This window comes from Polaromonas sp. P1_F4 (genome assembly GCF_056405675.1).
This window is the reverse complement of sequence record NZ_JBFUBP010000002.1, coordinates 265685-286276: the sequence shown is the minus strand read 5'-3', so window position 1 is coordinate 286276 and position 20592 is coordinate 265685. Positions and strand designations below refer to the sequence as shown.

Sequence of the window (20592 nt, the reverse complement as noted above, 5' to 3'; positions counted from 1 at the left end):
TGCGCCTGCGGTCTGGCAAAGCCAGTCCCGCGGCCCTGGCTGGCAAAGAAGGTGTCGACAAGTTGTTGTGGCTTCAACTTGGCTGAATTCATGAACGCCCTGGACTCCACGTCGACCCGCCCTTATTTGATACGGGCCTTGTACGAGTGGTGCACCGACAACGGCTTCACGCCTTATGTGGCCGTGTCGGTGGACGACACCGTGCAGGTGCCGCGCGAGTACGTCAAGAACAACGAGATCGTGCTCAACATCAGTTTTGACGCGACCTCGTCACTCAAGCTCGGCAACGATTTCATCGAGTTCAAGGCGCGGTTTGCCGGCAGTGCCCGGGAAATCATGGTGCCCATCAGCCACGTGATCGCGATCTATGCCCGTGAAAACGGGCAAGGCATGGCTTTTCCCATGGTTGCGGCTTCCGCCGGTCCGGTTTCCGGCGCTGAGGCGGGCGCCGAAGACCCTCATGGCGCACCGCCGGTGGCTGCCGCGCCAGCTGCGCATCCGCACAATCCGGCGGAAGGCCCGGAAAAGATCATGCAGCTGGTGCCCGAAAGCAGCGCAGATTCGCAAGCCGATGACGGTTCCGAGCCGCCGGATCCGCCCAAGTCGCCGCGCACACGGCCTTCACTGAAACGGGTCAAGTAAAATAGCTTTGTGCCGCTTTAGCTCAGTTGGTAGAGCAACCGCCTTGTAAGCGGTAGGTCGTCAGTTCGATTCCGACAAGCGGCACCATTTTCCCTTTCCTGTTGCCTTCCCCATGCCATATGGGTACCATACGCTACGAAATTGGTAGCAGGCAATGTGATCAACATGCGGGCCACGACGTATTGAGGCTTCTGTGAGCCGGTCTGGACGACTACTTTTTGGCTATTAGTATCTTAAGCCGAATTGATGTAACCTTCCAACCTTTGCCGAGAAGGCGCGCCTGGATCAGGGGGAGCAACTGCCGGATTTTTGCAGCAGCCGCATTGCCATTCACCAGCAGGCACCAGGTTTCACCGTCAATCGGTCCGGCCTGAACGGCGGGCCGCAGGGCTTCAGGAAGCAGCGATTCAATGGCCTTGAGCCTTTCGCTGGACTCCTGAACGAGCTCCGTCAGCCGTGCCAGGGAAGGTGAATTCCCGGCCGCCTGGTAAACGGAAAGCGCCTGGGGAAGGCGCCGGTCAGTGGTCATGATGGGCAGATAGCAGCCTGGCAAGCGCAAGCTGAAAAAAAAGAGGTAGACAAGTGCATTTGATTATCACGGATGCGTGGCTGGCGAAAAGCCGGGCCATTTATTTAAGCGGTACCAAACTGGTGCTGGCCGGCTTTGTCGCCGCCCTGGCGCTCATGCTCGTGGCTGCGGGTCTCTACCACTGGGTATTCCTCAAGGGCGCGCGGGAAGGCTGGCCGGTCGTCGGCTCGCTGGTCAAGCTCATGGTCAAGGACGAATTCGACCAGCGTGACCGCTTTATGCGTGAAAACCTCGATGTCATGGCCAGGCGGGTCGGCGAAATGCAGGCCAAGATGATGCAGCTCGAAGCACTCGGCGAGCGGGTGTCGGGCCTGGCAGGTGTCAGCCCGAATGACATCAAGGTGACGCCCGGCCGCGGCGGCGTGCTGGTGGCGGGTCCTTCGCTGACCATGGAAGAGCTGCAAGCCACCCTGGCTGACCTGGACAAACTGACCGACCAGCGCGTGGACCTCATGACCGTGATGGAGTCGCGCCTCTTCGACCAGAAGATCAAGAAAATGATGGTTCCCACCCAGGAACCGGTGGCCGGTGGCAATCTGGGCTCACCTTTCGGCTGGCGCATTGACCCGATGAACGGGCGCTCCGCCTTGCACACCGGCCTGGATTTCCCGTCCGAGCCGGGTACCGCGATTCTTGCCGCCGCAGGCGGTGTGGTCGTCACGCAGGAATACCACCCCGCTTACGGCAACATGGTGGAAATCGACCACGGCAACGAACTCGTCACACGCTACGCCCATGCGTCCCGCGTGCTGGTCAAAAAAGGCGACCTGATCAAGCGCGGCCAGAAGATTGCAGAAGTGGGCACTACGGGCCGTTCCACCGGTCCGCACCTGCATTTCGAGGTGCTGGTCCAGGGCGTCTTCCAGGACCCGCAAAAATTCCTGACCGCAGGGCAAAAACTGCCCGGACCCACGGTGGCAGCGGTTTCTCCGCGGCAGCCTGTGCCGGCTCCCCAACTGCCGCGCCCCCACTAGGCGCTTGCCGCTGCCGTGCCACGTGCGCGGCTTTTGGCTTGCCGCTGCGGTTTTACGGCGCCCGGCCATGTGGCTCCCTTGGCAGAGTTAAAATCAGGGGTTTGGGCCCAGTTGAAGTAACTGTTGGCGCCCACACCTAGGTTCCGTACACAAAAAGGGATTTCGGCCGCATTGCCTAGCTCGCGGGAGCGGTCAAAGGCGGCCTCGCATTTATGGCTTCCAACATCCTGACCAAAATTTTCGGCAGCCGCAACGACCGCCTGCTCAAAACCTACCGCAAAACCGTAGAACGCATCAATGCGCTGGAACTCGAGTATGAGAAGCTGAGCGACGACCAGCTGCGCACCAAAACCCAGGAATTCAAAGACCGGGTGGCCGCAGGCGAAGAACTCGATGCCATTCTTCCCGAAGCTTTTGCCGTGGTCCGGGAGGGCAGCAAACGCGTCATGAAGATGCGTCACTTTGATGTGCAGCTGCTGGGCGGCATGTCGCTGCACAACGGCAAGATTTCCGAGATGCGCACCGGCGAGGGCAAGACCCTCACCGCCACGCTGCCGGTCTACCTCAACGCACTGACCGGAAAAGGCGTGCATGTGGTGACGGTCAATGACTACCTGGCCAGCCGTGACGCGCGCTGGATGGGCAAGCTCTACAACTTCCTGGGCCTCACCGTCGGCATCAATCTGCCCAACATGTCGCGCGAGGAAAAGCAGGCAGCCTACGGCTCCGACATCACCTACGGCACCAACAACGAATACGGCTTCGACTACCTGCGCGACAACATGGTCTACGAGGTGGCTGACCGCGTGCAACGCGGCCTGAACTACGCCATCGTCGACGAGGTCGATTCGATCCTGATCGACGAAGCCCGCACGCCGCTCATCATCAGCGGCCAGGCTGAAGACCACACCGAGATGTATCTGGCGATGAACAAGGTCGTGCCCTTGCTGACACGCCAGGAAGGCGAAGCCGATCCGCGCACCGGCGAAGGCGTGACCAAGCCCGGCGACTACACCATCGACGAGAAAACCCACCAGGTCTTCCTGACCGAGCAGGGCCATGAGAACGCCGAGCGCCTGCTGTTCAACCTGAGCCTGATCCCCGAAGGCGCCACGCTGTACGACCCGGCCAACATTTCGCTGATGCATCACCTGTATGCAGCGCTGCGCGCCAACCTGCTGTACCACCGTGACCAGCACTATGTGGTGCAGGACGGCGAGGTCGTGATCGTTGACGAATTCACCGGCCGCCTGATGTCGGGCCGCCGCTGGAGCGACGGCCTGCACCAGGCCGTCGAGGCCAAGGAAGGCGTGCAGATCCAGGCTGAGAACCAGACGCTGGCCTCCATCACCTTCCAGAACTATTTCCGCCTGTACAGCAAGCTGGCCGGCATGACCGGAACGGCCGACACCGAAGCCTACGAGTTCCAGGAAATCTACGGCCTCGAAACCACGGTCATCCCGCCCAACCGCGTCAGCCGCCGCGATGACCAGCTGGACCGCGTCTACAAGACCACCCGCGAGAAGTACGAAGCTGCGATCAAGGACATCCGTGAATGCTATGAGCGCGGCCAGCCCGTGCTGGTCGGCACGACGTCCATTGAGAACTCCGAAATCATCGACCAGTTATTGATCAAGGAGAACCTGCCGCACCAGGTGCTCAACGCCAAGCAGCATGCCCGCGAAGCCGACATCATTGCCCAGGCCGGGCGGCCGAAAATGATCACCATCGCCACCAACATGGCGGGCCGCGGAACCGACATCGTGCTGGGCGGCAATGTTGAAAAATTGATTGAAGCGGTTGAAACGGACGAGTCGCTTGACGTGGGGGCCCAGGAAGCGGAAATCACCCGTCTGCGCGCGGTCTGGAAAGAAGAGCACGAGCAGGTTACCTCCCTGGGCGGCTTGCGCATCATCGCGACCGAACGTCATGAATCACGCCGTATCGACAACCAGCTGCGCGGCCGTTCGGGCCGCCAGGGCGACCCCGGTTCATCGCGCTTTTATTTGAGCCTGGACGATCCGCTGATGCGCATCTTCGCGGGTGATCGCGTCAAGGCCATCATGGAGCGGCTCAAGATGCCCGACGGCGAGGCGATCGAGGCGGGCATTGTGACCCGCAGCATTGAGTCGGCCCAGCGCAAGGTCGAGGCGCGCAACTTCGACATCCGCAAGCAGTTGCTGGAATATGACGACGTGGCCAATGACCAGCGCAAGGTGATTTACCAGCAGCGCAACGACATCATGGATGCGGCCAACCTGCAGGCGCAAATCGCTTCCCTGCGCGAAGGCTGTTTTACAGACCTGGCGCGGCAGTATGTGCCGGTTGAAAGCGTTGAAGAGCAGTGGGATATCGCCGGGCTCGAGAACGTGCTGCGCGACGAATGGCAGATCGAGTTGCCCCTGCGCCAGGAGCTGGAAGCCGCGACCGCCATCACCGACGACGAAGTCGTGGAAAAAGTCATTGCCGCGGCCAACGCTGCATTCGCAGACAAGGTCGAAAAAATCGGCGAGGAAAACTTCACGCAGTTCGAACGCATCGTCCTGCTGCAAAGCATCGACAGCCACTGGCGCGAGCACCTGAGCGCCCTCGACTACCTGCGCCAGGGCATTCACCTGCGCGGCTATGCACAGAAGCAGCCCAAGCAGGAATACAAGCGCGAAGCCTTTGAACTCTTCGGCCAGTTGCTGGACAGCGTGAAGAACGAGGTCACCAAGGTGCTGATGACGGTCAAGGTCCAGTCGGGCGAACAGCTGGAGCAGGCCGCTGAGGAGCTGGAAAACCGGGCTGAGAACATCACCAACGTCACCTACACCGCCCCCACTGAAACCGGTGAGGTGGAAACGACGCTGGACAGCGAATCGCAGCGCCGCGCGTCGTCCATACCGGCCGACGAAGTGCCGCGTGTGGGCCGCAACGACCCTTGCCCTTGCGGCTCGGGCAAGAAGTACAAAAACTGCCACGGCCGCCTGAACTGAGCACCGCCCTGCGCTGAACACCGCCCGACTTAACCCTGATTTTCCGGAGTCCTGGAACATGCCCGTCAATCTGGTTGCCACACCCGCTGCGGACCTTTACCCTGTACCCGGCGTGCGCTGGGGCATTACCGAGGCGGGTATCCGCAAGGCCAATCGCAAAGACCTGTCGGTGCTGCTGCTCGACGAGGGGGCCTCGGTAGGTGCCGTCTTCACGCAGAACCGCTTTTGTGCTGCGCCCGTGCAGATCTGCCGTGAGCACCTGGCCAAAAATGACGGCAAAACAGCCGGCATACGCGCCATGCTCATCAACACCGGCAATGCCAACGCCGGCACCGGTGACGACGGCCTGAGCCGCGCGCACGCCAGCTGCATTGCGCTGGCCCGCCTGCTGGACATTGCGCCCGAGCAGATCCTGCCGTTTTCCACCGGCGTCATCATGGAGCCGCTGCCCAACGACCGCATCGCGGCGGGCCTGCCGGCCGCGCTGGAAGCCGCCAGGGCCGACAACTGGGGCAACGCCGCCGAAGCCATCATGACGACGGATACCGTTGCCAAGGCTTTCTCCGCGCGCGTCAAGATTGCAGGCGCCGACATCACCATCACCGGCATCAGCAAGGGCGCCGGCATGATCCGACCCAACATGGCCACCATGCTGGGCTTCATGGCAACGGATGCCTGCGTTGCCCAGCCGCTCATGGCGCAACTGGCTACGGAACTGGCTGAAGGGTCATTCAACCGCGTGACGGTCGACGGCGACACCTCAACCAACGACTCGTTCGTCGTGATGGCCACCAACAAGGCGAAACACCCGCCCATCACCTCGCTGGATAGCGCGGAAGGCAAGGCCCTGCGCGCCGCCATGCTGGACATTGCCCGCAAGCTGGCGCAAGCCATCGTTCGTGACGGCGAAGGCGCGACCAAGTTCATGACCATTCAGGTCGAAGGCGGCAAGACCGGCGAAGAGTGCCGCAAGGTCGCCTACGCCATTGCGCATTCGCCGCTGGTGAAAACCGCCTTCTTCGCCAGCGACCCCAACCTCGGCCGCATCCTGGCGGCCGTCGGTTACGCCGGCATCGACGACCTGGACCAGACGAAGATCGATTTGTACCTGGACGATGTGCTGGTCGCCAAAAACGGCGGCCGCCACCCTGGCTACGTGGAGGCCGACGGCCAGCGCGTGATGAAACAAAGCGAGATCACCGTGCGCGTGGTGCTGGGCCGCGGCAATGCAGCCGACACGGTCTGGACCTGTGACCTGTCTTACGACTACGTCAAGATCAACGCCGATTACCGCAGTTAATCAGCACACTCCCATGAACGAGCAGTTTGAACGCCTGATCACCCGCGTCGAGTCCCTGATGGCGCGGATTGAGTCCGTGCTGCCGCAGCCCTTGAGCGCACCCGACTGGAGCGCTTCAATTGCCTACCGCTACCGCAAACGCAGCTCCGGCCACGGCTCGCTGGAGCCGGTGCGCCACATCGGCAACATGAGCCTGGGCGACCTCAAGGAAATCGAGGACCAGAAGGAAAAAATCCAGCGCAATACCGAGCAGTTCGTCAGCGGCAAGCCCGCCAACAACGTGCTGCTGACCGGCGCCCGCGGCACCGGCAAGTCCTCGCTGATCAAAGCCTGCCTCAATGAATATGCGGCGCGCGGCCTGCGGCTGATCGAGGTCGACAAGGCCGACCTGACCGACCTGCCGGACATCATCGACGTGGTGTCCGGGCTGCCTGAAAAATTCATCGTCTTTTGCGACGACCTGAGTTTTGAGGAAGGCGAGCCCGGCTACAAGGCGCTCAAGTCCATCCTCGATGGCTCTGTCGCAGCGGCCACTCCCAATGTGCTGATCTACGCGACCAGCAACCGGCGCCACCTGCTGCCCGAGTACATGACGGAAAACCTCACCTACACCCACGGCGACGATGGCGAGGTGCATCCCGGTGAAGTGGTCGAGGAAAAGATTTCGCTGTCGGAGCGCTTCGGCCTCTGGGTCAGTTTTTACCCGTTCACCCAGGACGAATACCTGACCATCGTCGCGCAGTGGCTGTCGTCTTTTGGTGTGGGCCCCGATGCGATCGCGGCCGCGAGGCCCGCATCACTGGTCTGGGCGCTGGAGCGTGGTTCGCGCAGCGGCCGCGTGGCCTACCAGTTCGCCCGCGACTACGCCGGACGCGACAGCGCCAGCCGGCCCGTGGCGGCTGCGCCCATCGCGGCGTATGAGCGGCCGGGCGCGGCGGTGGCTGCTGCGTCGCCCGATGGTGACCACGCTCCCGACCATTCGACATGAGCGTGCTGGTCGCCGACGGCGAGCGCCCGCGCGAGGGCGGTGTGGACCGCAAGGTGGTCGACGTGGCCGTCGGCGTGCTGATTCGCCCGAACGGCGATTTCCTGCTGACCTCGCGCCCACCGGGCAAGGTCTACGAAGGTTATTGGGAATTCCCCGGCGGCAAGCTCGAAGCCGGCGAAACCGTCGAGCAGGCCCTGCGACGCGAACTGCAGGAAGAAATCGGCGTCACCATAGGCGCCGCCCAGCCCTGGAAAGTCGAAATGGTCGACTACCCGCACGCCTTGGTGCGCCTCAACTTCTGCAAGGTCTTCGACTGGACCGGCGAGCTGCACATGCACGAAGGCCAGTCGTTTGCCTGGCAAAACCTGCCGGTCACGGTGCAGCCGGTGCTGCCAGGCACGGTGCCCGTGCTGGACTGGTTTGCCGCAGAAAAATAGAACACCCCCGTTCAGGCTCACTGCGTGTAGCCTGCTCCCCCCTTGCAGGGGGCGGCGCCTGCGGACTGGCAGAGCCAGTTCCGCGGCCCCTGCTGGCAAGGCAGCCGACCGCTATTAAATTTATAGCTGCTTGCGCCCGCCAGTATTGGTCTAGAGGCACTATTCATGGGTAAAAAGAGGCTCAAAAGCCCTTTTTGGGCGCCAAAACACCTTCAAAATCTGTTGTCTCGGCCGAAAAACAGCGTCAAAACCCGATTTTCAGGCATCAAATAGGGCCTCAGCCCAATATTGGCGAGCGCGAGTAGCTATTGAATTGATAGCGCCATGCTGTATCAAGCTGGGGCCGCGGAACTGGCTTTGCCAGGCCGCAGGCGCAGCCCCCTGCAAGGGGGGAGCAGGCTACACGCAGTGAGCCTGAACGGGGGTGTACCGATGGCACCGCGGAACTGGCTTTGCCAGGCCGCAGGCGCAGCCCCCTGCAAGGGGGGAGCAGGCTACACGCAGTGAGCCCCGATGGGGGTGTGCCTAGAACTCCCAGGCTTTGCTGGCACCCATCACGGCATTGGGGTAAGGCGACTTGCCCCGCGAACCGTTGTAACGGCCCAGGCCCATGAAGAGGTCACCGCGTTCGCGGTCCAGGTAGTGGCGCAGGATCACGCAGCCAAAGCGCAGGTTGGTCTGCATGTGAAAGAGTTTGGAGGGGTCGCCGTCGCCGATCACGCGCGTCCAGAAAGGCATGACCTGCATGTAGCCGCGCGCGCCGACGTTGCTCACGGCGAACTTGCGGAAGTTGCTCTCGACCTGGATCAGGCCCAGTACCAGTGTGGTGTCCAGCCCGGCGCGGCGGCTTTCGTACCAGACGGTCTGCAAAAACTCCTTGCGGATCTGCCACTCGGGTTTTTTCTTCTTCAGCCGCTCGCTCATGGCGCCCAGCCAGCGCAGGTAGGCGAGCCGGCTTTCGGTGTCCTTGAACTCGGGCACGGGCGGCGCCTGGTTGGCGATGGCAGAGCTCAGCGCGGTCCGCACCGAGTCGATCAGCGGCTCTTCAACCTGCGCACCGGCATGCGCCTGCTGCGCCAGCAGCAGCGGGCTGAGGGCGATGGGCAGGGCCTGCAGGCAGCTTCGCCTGGAAATCCCCTGCGCCCTGGCCTGGGCGGCAGCTTCGGATGCGGACAGGGTCAGTGAGCGCACGGAAACCATTGGAGCGTCAAAGCGCCAGCTTTCCCTTGAGGAAATCAAAGGCGCCGGCAACGTCGATCTTGCTGGAAGCCGCATCGCGCCGGTGCTGGTATTCGAGCTGGCCGTCTTTCAGGCCGCGGTCGCCGATGGTGACGCGGTGCGGCACACCAATCAGTTCCCAGTCGGCAAACATGGCGCCGGGCCGTTCGCCGCGGTCGTCCAGGATCACGTCCACGCCGGCCGCGAGCAGCTCTGCGTAGAGCTTGCTGGCGGCCGCTTCGACTTCGGGAAAGCGGTCGGGGCTGATGGGGCACAGCACCACGGTGAAGGGCGCAATCGCGTCGGGCCAGATGATGCCGCGCTCGTCGTGGTTCTGCTCAATGGCGGCGGCCGGCAGGCGCGTGATGCCGATGCCGTAGCAACCCATTTCCAGGAATTGGGGCTTGCCGTTTTCACCGAGGAAGGTGGCGTTCATGGCCTGGCTGTATTTGGTGCCGAGGTAGAACACGTGGCCGACCTCGATGCCGCGCTCGATCACCAGCGCGCCCTTACCGTCGGGCGAAGGGTCGCCCGCAACCACGTTGCGGATGTCGGCCACCAGTTCGGGCTCGGGCAGGTCGCGGCCCCAGTTGACGCCGGTGGTGTGAAAGTCCACTTCGTTGGCGCCGCACACCCAGTCGGCCATGGCCGCGACTTCGCGGTCCGCCACCAGCTTGACGGGCTTCTTCAGGTTGAGCGGGCCGAGGTAGCCGGGCTTGCAGCCGAAATGGTCTTCAATCTCCGGCAGGGTGGCAAAGCGGAAGTCCGCCAGGCCCGGCACCTTGCCAACTTTGACTTCGTTCATGTCGTGGTCGCCGCGCAGCAGCAGCAGCCAGACCTGCGTCTTGACGATCTTGCCGGTTTCATCCATCTGGTCAGTGGCCAGCACCAGCGACTTGACGGTGGAAGCGAGCGGGATGCCCAGCAGCTCGGCCACGTCGGCGCAGGTGGCTTTGCCGGGCGTGGCGGTTTTGGTCAGCGCCTGGGAGGCTGCCCTGCGCACGCCCTGGGGCGCCAGCGCTTCGGCTTTTTCCATGTTGGCCGCGTAGTCGCTGCCGGGGCAATACACGATGGCGTCTTCGCCGGTGGCGGCGATCACCTGGAACTCTTCGCTGAGGTCGCCGCCAATGGCGCCGCTGTCCGCCGCGACGGCGCGGTAGGTCAGGCCGAAGCGGTCAAAAATCTTGCGGTAAGCCCCGGCCATGACCTGGTAGCTGGCCTTGGCGCTCGCCTGGTCGCGGTCAAAGCTGTAGGCATCCTTCATGATGAACTCGCGTCCGCGCATCAGGCCGAAGCGCGGACGGCGTTCGTCGCGGAACTTGGTCTGGATCTGGTACAGGTTTTTGGGCAGCTGCTTGTAGCTCTTGATGTCCTGGCGCATCACATCGGTGACGACTTCCTCGCTGGTCGGCTGGACGACAAAGTCGCGGCCGTGACGGTCCTTGATGCGCAGCAGTTCGGGGCCCATTTTTTCAAAACGGCCGGTTTCCTGCCAGAGCTCGGCCGGCTGGATCACCGGCATGGTCATTTCAATCGCACCGGCGCGGTTCATTTCCTCGCGCACGATCGCCTCGACCTTGCGGATCACGCGCAGGCCCATCGGCATGTAGTTGTACACGCCGGCGCCCAGTTTCTTGATCATGCCGGCCCGCATCATGAGCTGGTGGCTGACGACTTCCGCGTCGGCAGGCGCTTCCTTGAGGGTGGAAATAAAGAACTGGGAGGCTTTCATGGGCGGTTTTCGGGGATTCCGGGGTTGGAAAAAAGGATGAAAAAGAGTCGAAAAAGGAACGAAAAGGAACGGGAAAGGGGTGCTGCAGCCCGCCGTGCGCTTGGCGCTGGGGCCTTCGCTGTGCATAATGGACTCAGTTTAAAAAATTGAGGTTTGATTATGCTTGACCGGGACGGCTTTAGGCCCAACGTCGGCATCATCTTGCTCAACCAGAGAAGTCAGGTATTTTGGGGCAAACGTATCCGTACCCACTCGTGGCAGTTTCCGCAGGGTGGCATTGACCGGGGCGAAAATCCCGAGCAGGCCATGTACCGCGAGTTGCATGAAGAAGTGGGGCTGTTGCCGCAGCATGTGAGTGTGCTGGCCCGAACCCGAGACTGGTTGCGCTATGAGGTGCCTGACCGGTTCATCCGCCGCGATGCGCGCGGACATTACAAAGGCCAGAAACAAATCTGGTTCCTGCTGCAACTGGTCGGCCACGACTGGGACTTGAACCTGCGCGCAACAGACCATCCGGAGTTCGATGCCTGGCGCTGGAACGACTACTGGGTGCCGCTGGACGTGGTGGTCGAGTTCAAGCGCGGCGTGTACGAAATGGCCCTGACCGAGCTGTCGCGGTTCGTTCCGCGCACGGACATGCGTTTCGAGCAACGCCCCGACCACCGCAACCGTTATTTGCGCGGGGGCTTGCATCAGCGTGACCACGCGGGCCAGGCCGGCGAGGGCGGTTTTCCGCCCGCTGGCGAGCCCTTTCATGCACCACTGACACGGCTGGGAGCGTCTTTTGAATTGCCGCCCGGCGCCACTTTTGAACCCGATCCGCAGACCAGCCTGGATGCGAACAGCCAACCAACCAAACCATGAATCTCAAACCCGCCCTTGTGGCCGCCGCCCTTTTGCTGGGGATCAGCTTTACGTCGTGGGCCCAGACCCCGATGGAAGACCCCGAGTGGAAGGAGGACAGCGTCTCGGCGCCGCCGGCCTTCGACCTCACCAAACTCGTCACGTTTGAGGTGTCGCCCAATTCCCAGCTGGTGTACGGTGTGGACCCTGCGACCATCCAGATTTCGAACAAGGACAGCGTCGTGCGCTACGTGATCGTGGCCTCGAATTCCAGCGGCGCACGCAATGTGATGTACGAAGGCATTCGCTGCAGCACCGGCGAATTCAAGACCTATGCCCGTTATTCGGACGGTAAATGGACCAACGTCAGCAATCCCGAATGGAAGTCGGTGTTCGGCAATATGCCGTCCAAGCATGCTTTTCGTTTGGCCAGGGCCGGAGCCTGCGACAGCGCGGCACCTGTGCAAACAGTGGACCTGATGGTGTCGCGGCTGAAGAACCCGAATTTCAGGACCCGGGAATAGGCGAGGGCGAGCGGCTGCGACGCCGCGTGGCGCCCGACAAACCTAGCGGGTCAATACCAGGTTGGTGCGGTGAACCATTTCAGGCTCGCCGGTGTAGCCCAGCAGTTTCTCGAACTCTGACGATGCCTTGCGGCAGATCATGCGGGCTTCGGCGCTCGAATAATTGGCCAGGCCGCGCGCGATCTCGGCGCCTCCGGGGTCCCTGATGGCGATGACATCGCCGCGCGAAAACTCCCCCTGAACGGCCGTCATGCCGATGGGCAGCAGGCTTTTGCCCTCATCGCGCACCTTGCCCACGGCGCCTGCGTCCACAGTGACTGAGCCCCGCATTTGCAGGTGATCGGCCATCCATTGCTTGCGTGCCTGCATCTTCTGGGTTTGCGCCACCAGCAGCGTGCCGATGGGCTCGCCCCGGGTCAGCCGGACCAGGGCTTGCGGCTCGCGGCCCCAGGCGATAACTGTCGATGCGCCTGAGCCCGCGGCGCGTTTGGCGGCCAGGATCTTGGTGATCATGCCGCCCTTGCCGATGCTGGAACCTGCGCCTCCCGCCATGGTCTCCAGCGCTGCGTCGCCGGCCTTGGCCTCATGCACAAACTGCGCAGCCGGGTCCTTGCGCGGATCGGCGGTGTAGAGGCCGCGCTGGTCTGTGAGGATGACCAGCGCGTCGGCTTCCACCAGGTTGGCGACCAGTGCGCCCAATGTGTCGTTGTCGCCAAACTTGATCTCGTCGTTGACGACGGTGTCGTTTTCATTGATGACCGGCACCACGCCAAGCTGCAACAGCGCCAGCAGGGTGGAGCGCGCATTGAGGTAGCGTTCGCGGTCTGCCAGGTCGGCGTGCGTCAGCAGGACCTGGGCGCTGCCGATACCGTTTTCGCGCAGCTTGGTCTCATAGACCTGTACCAGCCCCATCTGGCCCACGGCGGCGGCGGCCTGCAGCTCATGGATGGCCTTGGGCCGCGTTGCCCAGCCCAGGCGTTTCATGCCCTCGGCAATGGCGCCGCTGCTGACCATGATGACCTCCCGGCCGTCCTTCACAAGGGCTGCCAGCTGCTCGCACCACTGGCCGATGGCCACGGAATCCAGCCCGCGCCCCTCGTTGGTGACCAGGCTGGAGCCCACCTTCACCACGATGCGTTTGGCGTTGCGCAGGACCAAGGAGCCGGTTTGTTCTTGCATTTAAGTGTATTTTAGGGCTCTAGCCCAATCAGGGCGGGCGCAAGCAGCTATCGTTTATATAGCAAATGCCGGCGGCGTTTGCCCGGAAATCAGCGGGGAAAGGCCGTTACGGGGATTCCGGCGGCAGTTCGGCAAATCGCGGATCAACCTCTTCCACCGGCTGCTCGCTTTTCTGGACTTGCTTGACGTGCTGGTAAATGGTTTTGACCAGCTGCTCGCAACCCTCGCGCGTCAGGGCCGAGATTTCGAAGACGGGGCCTTTGAACTTGAAGCGCTTGACGAAGTCCTTCACCAGCGCGGCACGTTTGTCCTTGTCCACCATGTCGAGCTTGTTGAGGACGAGCCAGCGTGGTTTGTCGTAAAGGGCTTCGTCGTATTTTTTGAGTTCACCCACAATGGCTTTTGCCTGCGCCACCGGGTCCACGCCTTCATCGAAAGGCGCCATGTCGACAATATGCAACAGCAGACGTGTGCGCTGCAGGTGCCGGAGGAACAGGTGGCCCAGGCCGGCGCCTTCCGAAGCACCCTCGATCAGGCCGGGAAGATCTGCCACCACGAAGCTTTGTTCCGGGCCCACGCGTACCACGCCGAGGTTGGGATGCAGGGTGGTGAACGGGTAGTCTGCAATGCGCGGGCGCGCGTTCGACACGGCCGAAATGAAGGTGGACTTGCCGGCATTGGGCATGCCCAGCAAGCCGACGTCGGCCAGTACCTTGAGTTCGAGCTTGAGGCTCTTGCGCTCGCCGGGCCAGCCGGGTGTCTTGCTGCGTGGCGCGCGGTTGGTCGAGCTTTTGAAGCGCAGGTTGCCGAAGCCGCCGTCGCCGCCCTTGGCGATCAGCACCTGTTCGCCGGGGACCAGCAGTTCGTACAGTACTTCCCCGGTTTCACCGTCGGTCAGGATGGTCCCGACTGGCATCTTGAGGATGATGTCGTCGCCCTTGGCGCCGAACATGTCTGAACCCATGCCGTGCTGGCCGTTACGGGCCTCGTGGCGGCGTGAAAACCGGAAGTCGACCAGGGTGTTCAGGTTGATGTCGGCCACCGCGTACACATGGCCGCCGCGTCCGCCGTCGCCGCCGTTTGGGCCGCCGAACTCCTTGTACTTTTCGTGGCTGAAGGAGACGCAGCCACTCCCGCCATCGCCTGCGGCAATGTCAATAAAGGCTTCGTCAACAAATTTCATGATGGAGTGCTGCGGTTAAAACAGGGGGCGTCAGGGGCCGGAGATCAAGTTTACAAACAAAAAAGCCCCGACAGGTCGGGGCTTCGTTTCAGTCGAAGTGACTTATCGAAGTGATCAGCTTACGCCGGGGTCACATTCACGGTGTGCTTGTTCAGCGCACCCTTGACGGAAAACGAGACCGAGCCGTCAACCAGCGCGAACAGCGTGTGGTCTTTGCCGATGCCGACATTGACGCCTGGGTGGAACTTGGTGCCGCGCTGGCGCACAATGATGCTGCCTGCGTTAATGACTTCACCGCCAAATTTCTTGACGCCGAGCATTTTGGGCTGTGAATCACGCCCGTTTCGCGTAGAGCCGCCGCCTTTTTTCTGTGCCATTTTTCGTTACTCCTGGTACGTCCCTGCTTAACCGGCGATGGCGCCGATTTGCAGTTCCGTGTAGTTTTGCCGGTGGCCCTGACGCTTTTGGTAGTGCTTGCGACGGCGCATTTTGAAAATGCGAACCTTGTCGTGCCTACCCTGGGAAAGGACAGTGACTGTAACAGTGGCGCCGGACACCAAGGGCGTACCAACCGTGATTGTGCTGCCGGTGCCGACAGCCAATACCTGGTCAATAACGATCTCTTGGCCTACGTCCGCAGCAATCTGTTCTACTTTAATTTTTTCTCCAGTAGCAACCTTGTATTGTTTGCCACCGGTTTTTATGACCGCGTACATGTAAGACCTCGTAATTTGAGTTCTGCAGACGGATTTCCGCAGAGCCCAATATTCTAGCATGGAGGTGCCAAATTGGCCAGAAGTGCCGTTTTACGGCTTTCAGGCGGTGGTTGCAGGTTGCGGCAGCGCCTCCAGACAGAGGGGGCTTCCTATAATCTGCCCAAACTTACCATCTCTCAACATCTGGATCCCCTTTGTCCGTCAACTCTTCAAGCACTGCCGCAGCCCTAGCCCTGATTGCCGACGACATGCGTGGGATGGACGCGGTCATCGAGCGGCGGCTCAAATCCGACGTGCCATTGGTCAGCCAGGTGTCGCAGTACATCGTGGCAGCTGGCGGCAAGCGACTTCGTCCCGCCCTGCTGCTTCTGCTGTGCGGTGTGCTGGGGTACCGGGGTGAACAACGCCACAACCTCGCGGCCGTGGTGGAATTTATCCATACGGCAACTTTGCTGCATGACGACGTGGTGGACGAATCCACCTTGCGCCGGGGCCGCACGACCGCCAACGAAGCCTTCGGCAACCCTGCCAGTGTTCTGGTGGGGGACTTCCTCTATTCCCGGGCGTTCCAGATGATGGTCGAAGCCGGCGATATGCGTGTCATGCAGACACTTGCCGAAGCGACCAACGTGATCGCCGAGGGCGAGGTGCTGCAACTTATGAACATGCACGACGCGACACTGTCGGAGGAGGGGTACCTCCGGGTGATTCGCTCTAAGACGGCCAAACTATTCGAAGCCAGCGCCCGCCTGGCGGCCTTGCTGGCCCAGTCGCCGCCAGCCATTGAGCAAAGCTGCGCAGACTACGGCCAGGCACTGGGCACCGCATTCCAGGTGATCGACGACGTGCTGGACTACGACGGGGATGTGTCTGAAATGGGGAAGAACCTGGGCGACGATTTACGCGAAGGCAAGGCGACACTTCCGCTGATCATCGCCATGCAGCGAGGTACCGAGGCTGAGCGTACGACCATCCGGCAGGCAATTGAGACGGGTGGCACGGACCAGATGGCACAGATCATCGCCATCGTGCAACAGACCGGAGCGCTGCAGGCCACCCGGGATGCTGCGGCTGTAGAAGCACAGCGCGCGCTGAATGCCTTGCAGGCCCTGCCCCAAAACATTTACAGTAATGCCCTGATGCAGCTGGCCTCCCAATTGCTGGAAAGGCGTTTCTGACGGTTGCCGGGATCGGGGTGTAGCTTAGCCTGGTAGAGCGCTACGTTCGGGACGTAGAGGCCGGAGGTTCGAATCCTCTCACCCCGACCAGAAATGTCCTGGCCTTGGCCATATGTGTGCGTTTCTTCGCATACTTCCAACGCCGGGCAGGCCTCTGGCGCGTTTTCGATTTACACCTTGTAATCTATAAGCGATGATACCCATTTAAGCCCATTCAGATTACCCATGGCCGCTGTCGACACCGCTATCAACCAACCGCCATCGATGGCACTGCCGGGTCTAGGCCGGGCCTTGGTGATTGCGGGGAAACTGGGCCAAAAGGCCGCTGAAGACATCTTTCGCAAAGCCCAAACGGGCCGCACCAGCTTTATTGCCGAACTGACAGGCTCCGGGGCGGTTTCTGCGTTTGACCTTGCGCACACCATGTCAACCGCCTTTGCAGCGCCTTTGCTTGACCTGGATGCCATAGACATACAGCGCCTGCCCAAGGGGCTGCTTGATTCCAAGATTTGTGCAACATACCGCATCGTTGTGCTGAGCAAGCGCAATAACCGGCTGATTGTTGCAACGGCAGATCCTTCTGACCAGGAGGCGGCCGAAAAAATCAAGTTTTCCACCCAGATGGGGGTTGACTGGGTCATCGCCGAATACGACAAGTTGTCCAAGCTGTCGGAAGTGTCCAACACCAGCGCCTCCGAAGCGATGGAAAGCATCATCGGCGACGACTTTGAGTTTGATGAAACCAGTGCGGATTCTGGTGCAGTCGAAGACGAGGCTGGCGTTTCCGAGGTTGAGGACGCGCCCGTTGTTAAGTTCCTTCAGAAGATGCTGCTGGACGCTTTCAGCATGCGTGCCTCTGACCTGCATTTCGAGCCGTTTGAACACACCTACAGGGTTCGCTTCCGGGTGGACGGTGAATTGCGTGAAATCGCATCACCGCCGGTAGCCATCAAGGAAAAGCTCGCCGCGCGTATCAAGGTCATCTCCAAGCTGGATATCTCTGAAAAGCGTGTGCCGCAGGACGGCAAGATGAAGCTCAAGATCGGCCCCGATCGCGTCATCGACTTCCGGGTGAGCACTCTGCCGACCATGTACGGTGAAAAGATCGTTATCCGTATCCTGGACCCGAGCAGCGCCAAGCTGGGCATCGATGCGCTGGGATACGAGACGATCGAAAAAGAGCGTCTGATGGCCGCCATTCAGAGGCCCTACGGCATGGTGCTGGTGACAGGGCCTACCGGTTCCGGTAAAACCGTCTCGCTTTACACCTGCCTGAATATCCTGAACAAGCCAGGTGTCAACATCGCTACGGCGGAAGATCCGGCTGAAATTACCTTGCCAGGCGTCAACCAGGTCAGCATGAATGACAAGGCCGGCATGACTTTTTCAGTCGCGCTCAAGGCCTTTTTGCGGCAGGATCCGGACATCATCATGGTCGGTGAGATTCGGGATCTTGAAACCGCCGACATTGCCATCAAGGCTGCCCAGACGGGGCACATGGTCATGTCCACGCTGCATACCAATGATGCACCCACTACGTTGACGCGTATGCGCAACATGGGTATTGCGCCTTTTAATATCGCTTCCAGCGTAATCCTGATCACCGCCCAGCGCCTTGCCCGCCGGCTTTGCCCAAACTGCAAGGCGCCTGCAGATATCCCCCGCGAGACATTGTTGGAGGCCGGTTTTAAAGAGGAGGACGTCGACGGTTCGTGGACACCGTATCGGCCCGTGGGTTGCTCCATGTGCACAAATGGTTACAAGGGCCGTGTCGGTATTTATCAGGTGATGCCGATTTCCGAGGAAATCCAGCGTATCGTCCTTCGCGACGGAAGCGCCTTGGAAATCGCTGCGCAGGCCGAACTCGAAGGGGTCAGAAGCCTGCGCCAATCCGGATTGCAAAAAGTTAAACTCGGAATGACGTCACTGGAAGAGGTTTTGGGTTGCACGAATGTTTAAATTTACGCGCGTAAAGTTTTGATCAATCGGCGTCTGTAGCGAAAGGTGGCTTGGGCCATCGATAAAACGAGAAAACCATCATGGCAACTGCAGCATCTGTCAAAGGCGTCAAGGAATTTGTTTTTGAGTGGGAGGGCAAGGACCGCGGCGGCAAACAGGTTCGAGGCGAGATCCGGGCCGCCGGAGAAAATCAGGTCAAAGCCTCCCTGCGCCGCCAGGGCGTTTTGCCCACCAAGATCAAAAAACGCAGCATGCGCTCCGGCAAGAAGATCAAGCCGAGGGACATCGCCATCTTTACCCGCCAGCTCGCTACCATGATGAAAGCGGGCGTCCCGCTTTTGCAGTCGTTTGATATTGTGGGACGCGGCAACGCGAATGCCAGTGTCACCAAGCTACTCAACGATGTGCGCACGGACGTGGAAACCGGCACCTCCCTGAGTGCGGCCTTTCGCAAATACCCGATGTATTTCAATGCCCTGTATTGCAATCTGGTCGAGGCCGGTGAAGCTGCAGGTATTCTGGAATCCCTGCTGGACCGCCTTGCGGTCTACATGGAGAAAACCGAGGCCATCAAATCGAAAATCAAGTCGGCCCTGATGTATCCCATTTCGGTGGTGATTGTGGCCTTTGTGGTGGTCGCGGTGATCATGATTTTTGTGATTCCCGCATTCAAGAGCGTGTTTTCCTCGTTCGGTGCGGACTTGCCGGCGCCTACCCTGTTTGTCATTGCGGTCAGTGAATTTTTTGTGGCCTATTGGTGGCTTATTTTTGGGGGCATCGGGGGGGGGGTTTACTTTTTCTTCCAGGCCTGGAAGCGCAATGAAAAAATGCAGAAGGTGATGGACAGGGTGCTGCTTAAGGTGCCTGTCTTTGGTGCCTTGATTGAAAAATCGTGTATTGCCCGCTGGACCCGTACCTTGTCCACGATGTTTGCTGCCGGTGTCCCACTGGTTGAGGCGCTGGATTCCGTCGGTGGCGCGTCTGGCAACTCCCTTTATGCCGAGGCCACCGAGAAAATCCAGCAGGAGGTCTCCACGGGCACCAGCCTGACGGCCGCGATGGGCAATGCGAATCTGTTCCCGACCATGGTGTTGCAGATGTGCGCTATCGGTGAGGAATCCGGCTCCGTCGATCACATGCTCGGTAAGGCCGCCGACTTTTATGAAGCGGAAGTCGACGAGATGGTGGCCGGCCTTTCGAGCCTGATGGAGCCCATCATCATTGTGTTTTTGGGTACCCTTATTGGCGGCATCGTGGTATCGATGTATCTGCCCATTTTCAAGTTGGGTCAAGTCGTTTGATGGGTACGGGTATGGGCCCGGCGTTTGATGCGTCGCTGGCCGGCATCCTGGGCCTGCTGATTGGCAGTTTCCTGAATGTCGTGATTTACCGCCTCCCCAAAATGATGGAGCGGCAATGGGCGCAGGAATGCGCGGAACTGGCTGGGCATCCAGCAGAACCTTCCGACAAGTTCAATCTGCTGGTGCCACGCTCACGGTGCTCCAGTTGCGGCCATGCCATCCGCTGGTACGAGAACATTCCGGTAGTCAGTTACGTGTTTCTGCGAGGCAAGTGTTCGGTATGCGGCTCGCCCTACGGTATGCGCTACCCAGTCGTGGAAGCGGTGACGGGCACCCTGTTCTTCTTTTGTGTGTGGCGTTGGGGTTGGTCGCTGACTGCGCTGGGCTGGTGCGGCTTTTCGGCCGCACTGCTGGCCCTGGCGATGATCGACTGGGACACCACGCTGCTGCCGGACGATATCACCTTGCCTTTGCTGTGGGCCGGCCTGATCGTCGCAGCCCTGCAGTGGAACCCTTCGGTTAGCCTGCCAACGGCCTTATGGGGTGCCGTCGCTGGCTACCTGTCTCTGTGGCTGGTGTACTGGGCCTTCAAACTGGCCACCGGCAAGGAAGGCATGGGCTATGGCGACTTCAAGCTTTTCGCCGCACTCGGTGCCTGGTTCGGCTGGCCTGCGCTGGTTCCCATGATCCTGATGGCTTCGGTAATTGGTGCTGTCATAGGTATTGCGTTGAAGTTTTCCACGGGCTTGCGCGAGGGCGGTTATGTGCCCTTTGGGCCTTTCCTGGCCGGTGCGGGTTTCACGGCCATGATTTTTGGGCCGCAATCCATTTTGCGATTTGCTGGTCTGTGA

General features: G+C 60.8%; 19 protein-coding genes and 2 tRNA genes. 14 read left to right on the top strand and 7 right to left on the bottom strand.

Annotation, left to right across the window (positions count from 1 at the left end):
• Positions 1-90 precede the first annotated feature (90 nt).
• Complete coding sequence (locus AC1DYQ_RS06335; protein WP_477669848.1) at positions 91-642, top strand: ClpXP protease specificity-enhancing factor; 552 nt, start codon at positions 91-93, stop codon at positions 640-642.
• 11 nt (positions 643-653) lie between these two features.
• Positions 654-729 (top strand) — tRNA-Thr (locus tag AC1DYQ_RS06330).
• Positions 730-853: 124 nt separating this feature from the next.
• Here the strand turns inward: AC1DYQ_RS06330 and AC1DYQ_RS06325 are convergent.
• Positions 854-1171, bottom strand: a complete 318-nt coding sequence (locus AC1DYQ_RS06325) for a hypothetical protein (protein WP_457279691.1) — start codon at positions 1169-1171, stop codon at positions 854-856.
• 53 nt (positions 1172-1224) lie between these two features.
• Between AC1DYQ_RS06325 and AC1DYQ_RS06320 the strand changes: the two genes are divergently transcribed.
• The 5 genes from AC1DYQ_RS06320 to AC1DYQ_RS06300 all read left to right on the top strand — a co-directional run bounded on the left by AC1DYQ_RS06320 (position 1225) and on the right by AC1DYQ_RS06300 (position 7908).
• Positions 1225-2205 (top strand): M23 family metallopeptidase, encoded by a 981-nt coding sequence (locus AC1DYQ_RS06320; RefSeq protein WP_477686065.1) that lies wholly within the window; start codon positions 1225-1227, stop codon positions 2203-2205.
• Positions 2206-2417: 212 nt separating this feature from the next.
• Positions 2418-5183, top strand: a complete 2766-nt coding sequence (gene secA / locus AC1DYQ_RS06315) for a preprotein translocase subunit SecA (RefSeq protein ID WP_477686064.1) — start codon at positions 2418-2420, stop codon at positions 5181-5183.
• 58 nt (positions 5184-5241) lie between these two features.
• Entirely contained in the window at positions 5242-6483 is a 1242-nt protein-coding gene (gene argJ / locus AC1DYQ_RS06310; RefSeq protein WP_477686063.1) for a bifunctional glutamate N-acetyltransferase/amino-acid acetyltransferase ArgJ, read from the top strand.
• Between the two features lie 13 nt (positions 6484-6496).
• Positions 6497-7471, top strand: coding sequence for an ATP-binding protein (locus AC1DYQ_RS06305; protein ID WP_477686062.1), 975 nt, complete (start codon positions 6497-6499; stop codon positions 7469-7471).
• Positions 7468-7908, top strand: coding sequence for an NUDIX domain-containing protein (locus tag AC1DYQ_RS06300; RefSeq protein WP_477658581.1), 441 nt, complete (start codon positions 7468-7470; stop codon positions 7906-7908). The genes AC1DYQ_RS06305 and AC1DYQ_RS06300 overlap by 4 nt, the downstream gene beginning before the upstream one ends.
• Positions 7909-8433: 525 nt before the next feature.
• On the opposite strand, the gene AC1DYQ_RS06295 is transcribed toward AC1DYQ_RS06300, so the two are convergent.
• Together AC1DYQ_RS06295 and AC1DYQ_RS06290 are read right to left on the bottom strand one after the other, a co-directional pair.
• Positions 8434-9108 carry a lytic transglycosylase domain-containing protein gene (locus AC1DYQ_RS06295; protein WP_477686061.1) on the bottom strand — a complete coding sequence of 225 codons (675 nt, stop codon included), beginning with the start codon at positions 9106-9108 and terminating at the stop codon, positions 8434-8436.
• A 7-nt stretch (positions 9109-9115) separates the two neighbouring features.
• Positions 9116-10858: a proline--tRNA ligase gene (locus tag AC1DYQ_RS06290; protein ID WP_477686060.1), complete on the bottom strand. Its 1743-nt coding sequence runs from the start codon at positions 10856-10858 to the stop codon at positions 9116-9118.
• Between the two features lie 159 nt (positions 10859-11017).
• Here AC1DYQ_RS06290 and AC1DYQ_RS06285 point away from each other — a divergent pair, with 159 nt between their 5' ends.
• Complete coding sequence (locus AC1DYQ_RS06285) at positions 11018-11722, top strand: RNA pyrophosphohydrolase (RefSeq protein WP_477686059.1); 705 nt, start codon at positions 11018-11020, stop codon at positions 11720-11722.
• Positions 11719-12225 (top strand): CNP1-like family protein, encoded by a 507-nt coding sequence (locus AC1DYQ_RS06280; RefSeq protein ID WP_477686058.1) that lies wholly within the window; start codon positions 11719-11721, stop codon positions 12223-12225. Before AC1DYQ_RS06285 ends, AC1DYQ_RS06280 begins: the two co-directional genes overlap by 4 nt.
• Positions 12226-12267: 42 nt before the next feature.
• On the opposite strand, the gene proB is transcribed toward AC1DYQ_RS06280, so the two are convergent.
• From proB to rplU, 4 genes are all read right to left on the bottom strand, one after another.
• Entirely contained in the window at positions 12268-13404 is a 1137-nt protein-coding gene (gene proB / locus AC1DYQ_RS06275) for a glutamate 5-kinase (RefSeq protein ID WP_457279681.1), read from the bottom strand.
• 106 nt (positions 13405-13510) lie between these two features.
• Positions 13511-14587, bottom strand: coding sequence for an Obg family GTPase CgtA (cgtA, locus tag AC1DYQ_RS06270; RefSeq protein WP_457279680.1), 1077 nt, complete (start codon positions 14585-14587; stop codon positions 13511-13513).
• Between the two features lie 119 nt (positions 14588-14706).
• A complete protein-coding gene (gene rpmA, locus AC1DYQ_RS06265) occupies positions 14707-14964 on the bottom strand; it encodes a 50S ribosomal protein L27 (RefSeq protein ID WP_122955354.1) in 258 nt (85 codons plus the stop codon).
• 27 nt (positions 14965-14991) lie between these two features.
• On the bottom strand, positions 14992-15303 hold the full coding sequence (rplU, locus tag AC1DYQ_RS06260; RefSeq protein WP_122955355.1) for a 50S ribosomal protein L21: 312 nt from the start codon (positions 15301-15303) through the stop codon (positions 14992-14994).
• Positions 15304-15497: 194 nt separating this feature from the next.
• Between rplU and AC1DYQ_RS06255 the strand changes: the two genes are divergently transcribed.
• The 5 genes from AC1DYQ_RS06255 to AC1DYQ_RS06235 all read left to right on the top strand — a co-directional run bounded on the left by AC1DYQ_RS06255 (position 15498) and on the right by AC1DYQ_RS06235 (position 20592).
• The gene (locus AC1DYQ_RS06255) at positions 15498-16481 is read left to right on the top strand and encodes a polyprenyl synthetase family protein (RefSeq protein ID WP_477686057.1); all 984 of its coding nucleotides are present in this window, start codon (positions 15498-15500) and stop codon (positions 16479-16481) included.
• Positions 16482-16494: 13 nt separating this feature from the next.
• Positions 16495-16571 (top strand) — tRNA-Pro (locus AC1DYQ_RS06250).
• A gap of 135 nt (positions 16572-16706) precedes the next feature.
• Positions 16707-18440, top strand: a complete 1734-nt coding sequence (gene pilB / locus AC1DYQ_RS06245; protein WP_477686056.1) for a type IV-A pilus assembly ATPase PilB — start codon at positions 16707-16709, stop codon at positions 18438-18440.
• A gap of 80 nt (positions 18441-18520) precedes the next feature.
• Positions 18521-19741, top strand: a complete 1221-nt coding sequence (locus tag AC1DYQ_RS06240; protein WP_477686055.1) for a type II secretion system F family protein — start codon at positions 18521-18523, stop codon at positions 19739-19741.
• Positions 19741-20592, top strand: a complete 852-nt coding sequence (locus tag AC1DYQ_RS06235; RefSeq protein WP_477686054.1) for a prepilin peptidase — start codon at positions 19741-19743, stop codon at positions 20590-20592. Before AC1DYQ_RS06240 ends, AC1DYQ_RS06235 begins: the two co-directional genes overlap by 1 nt.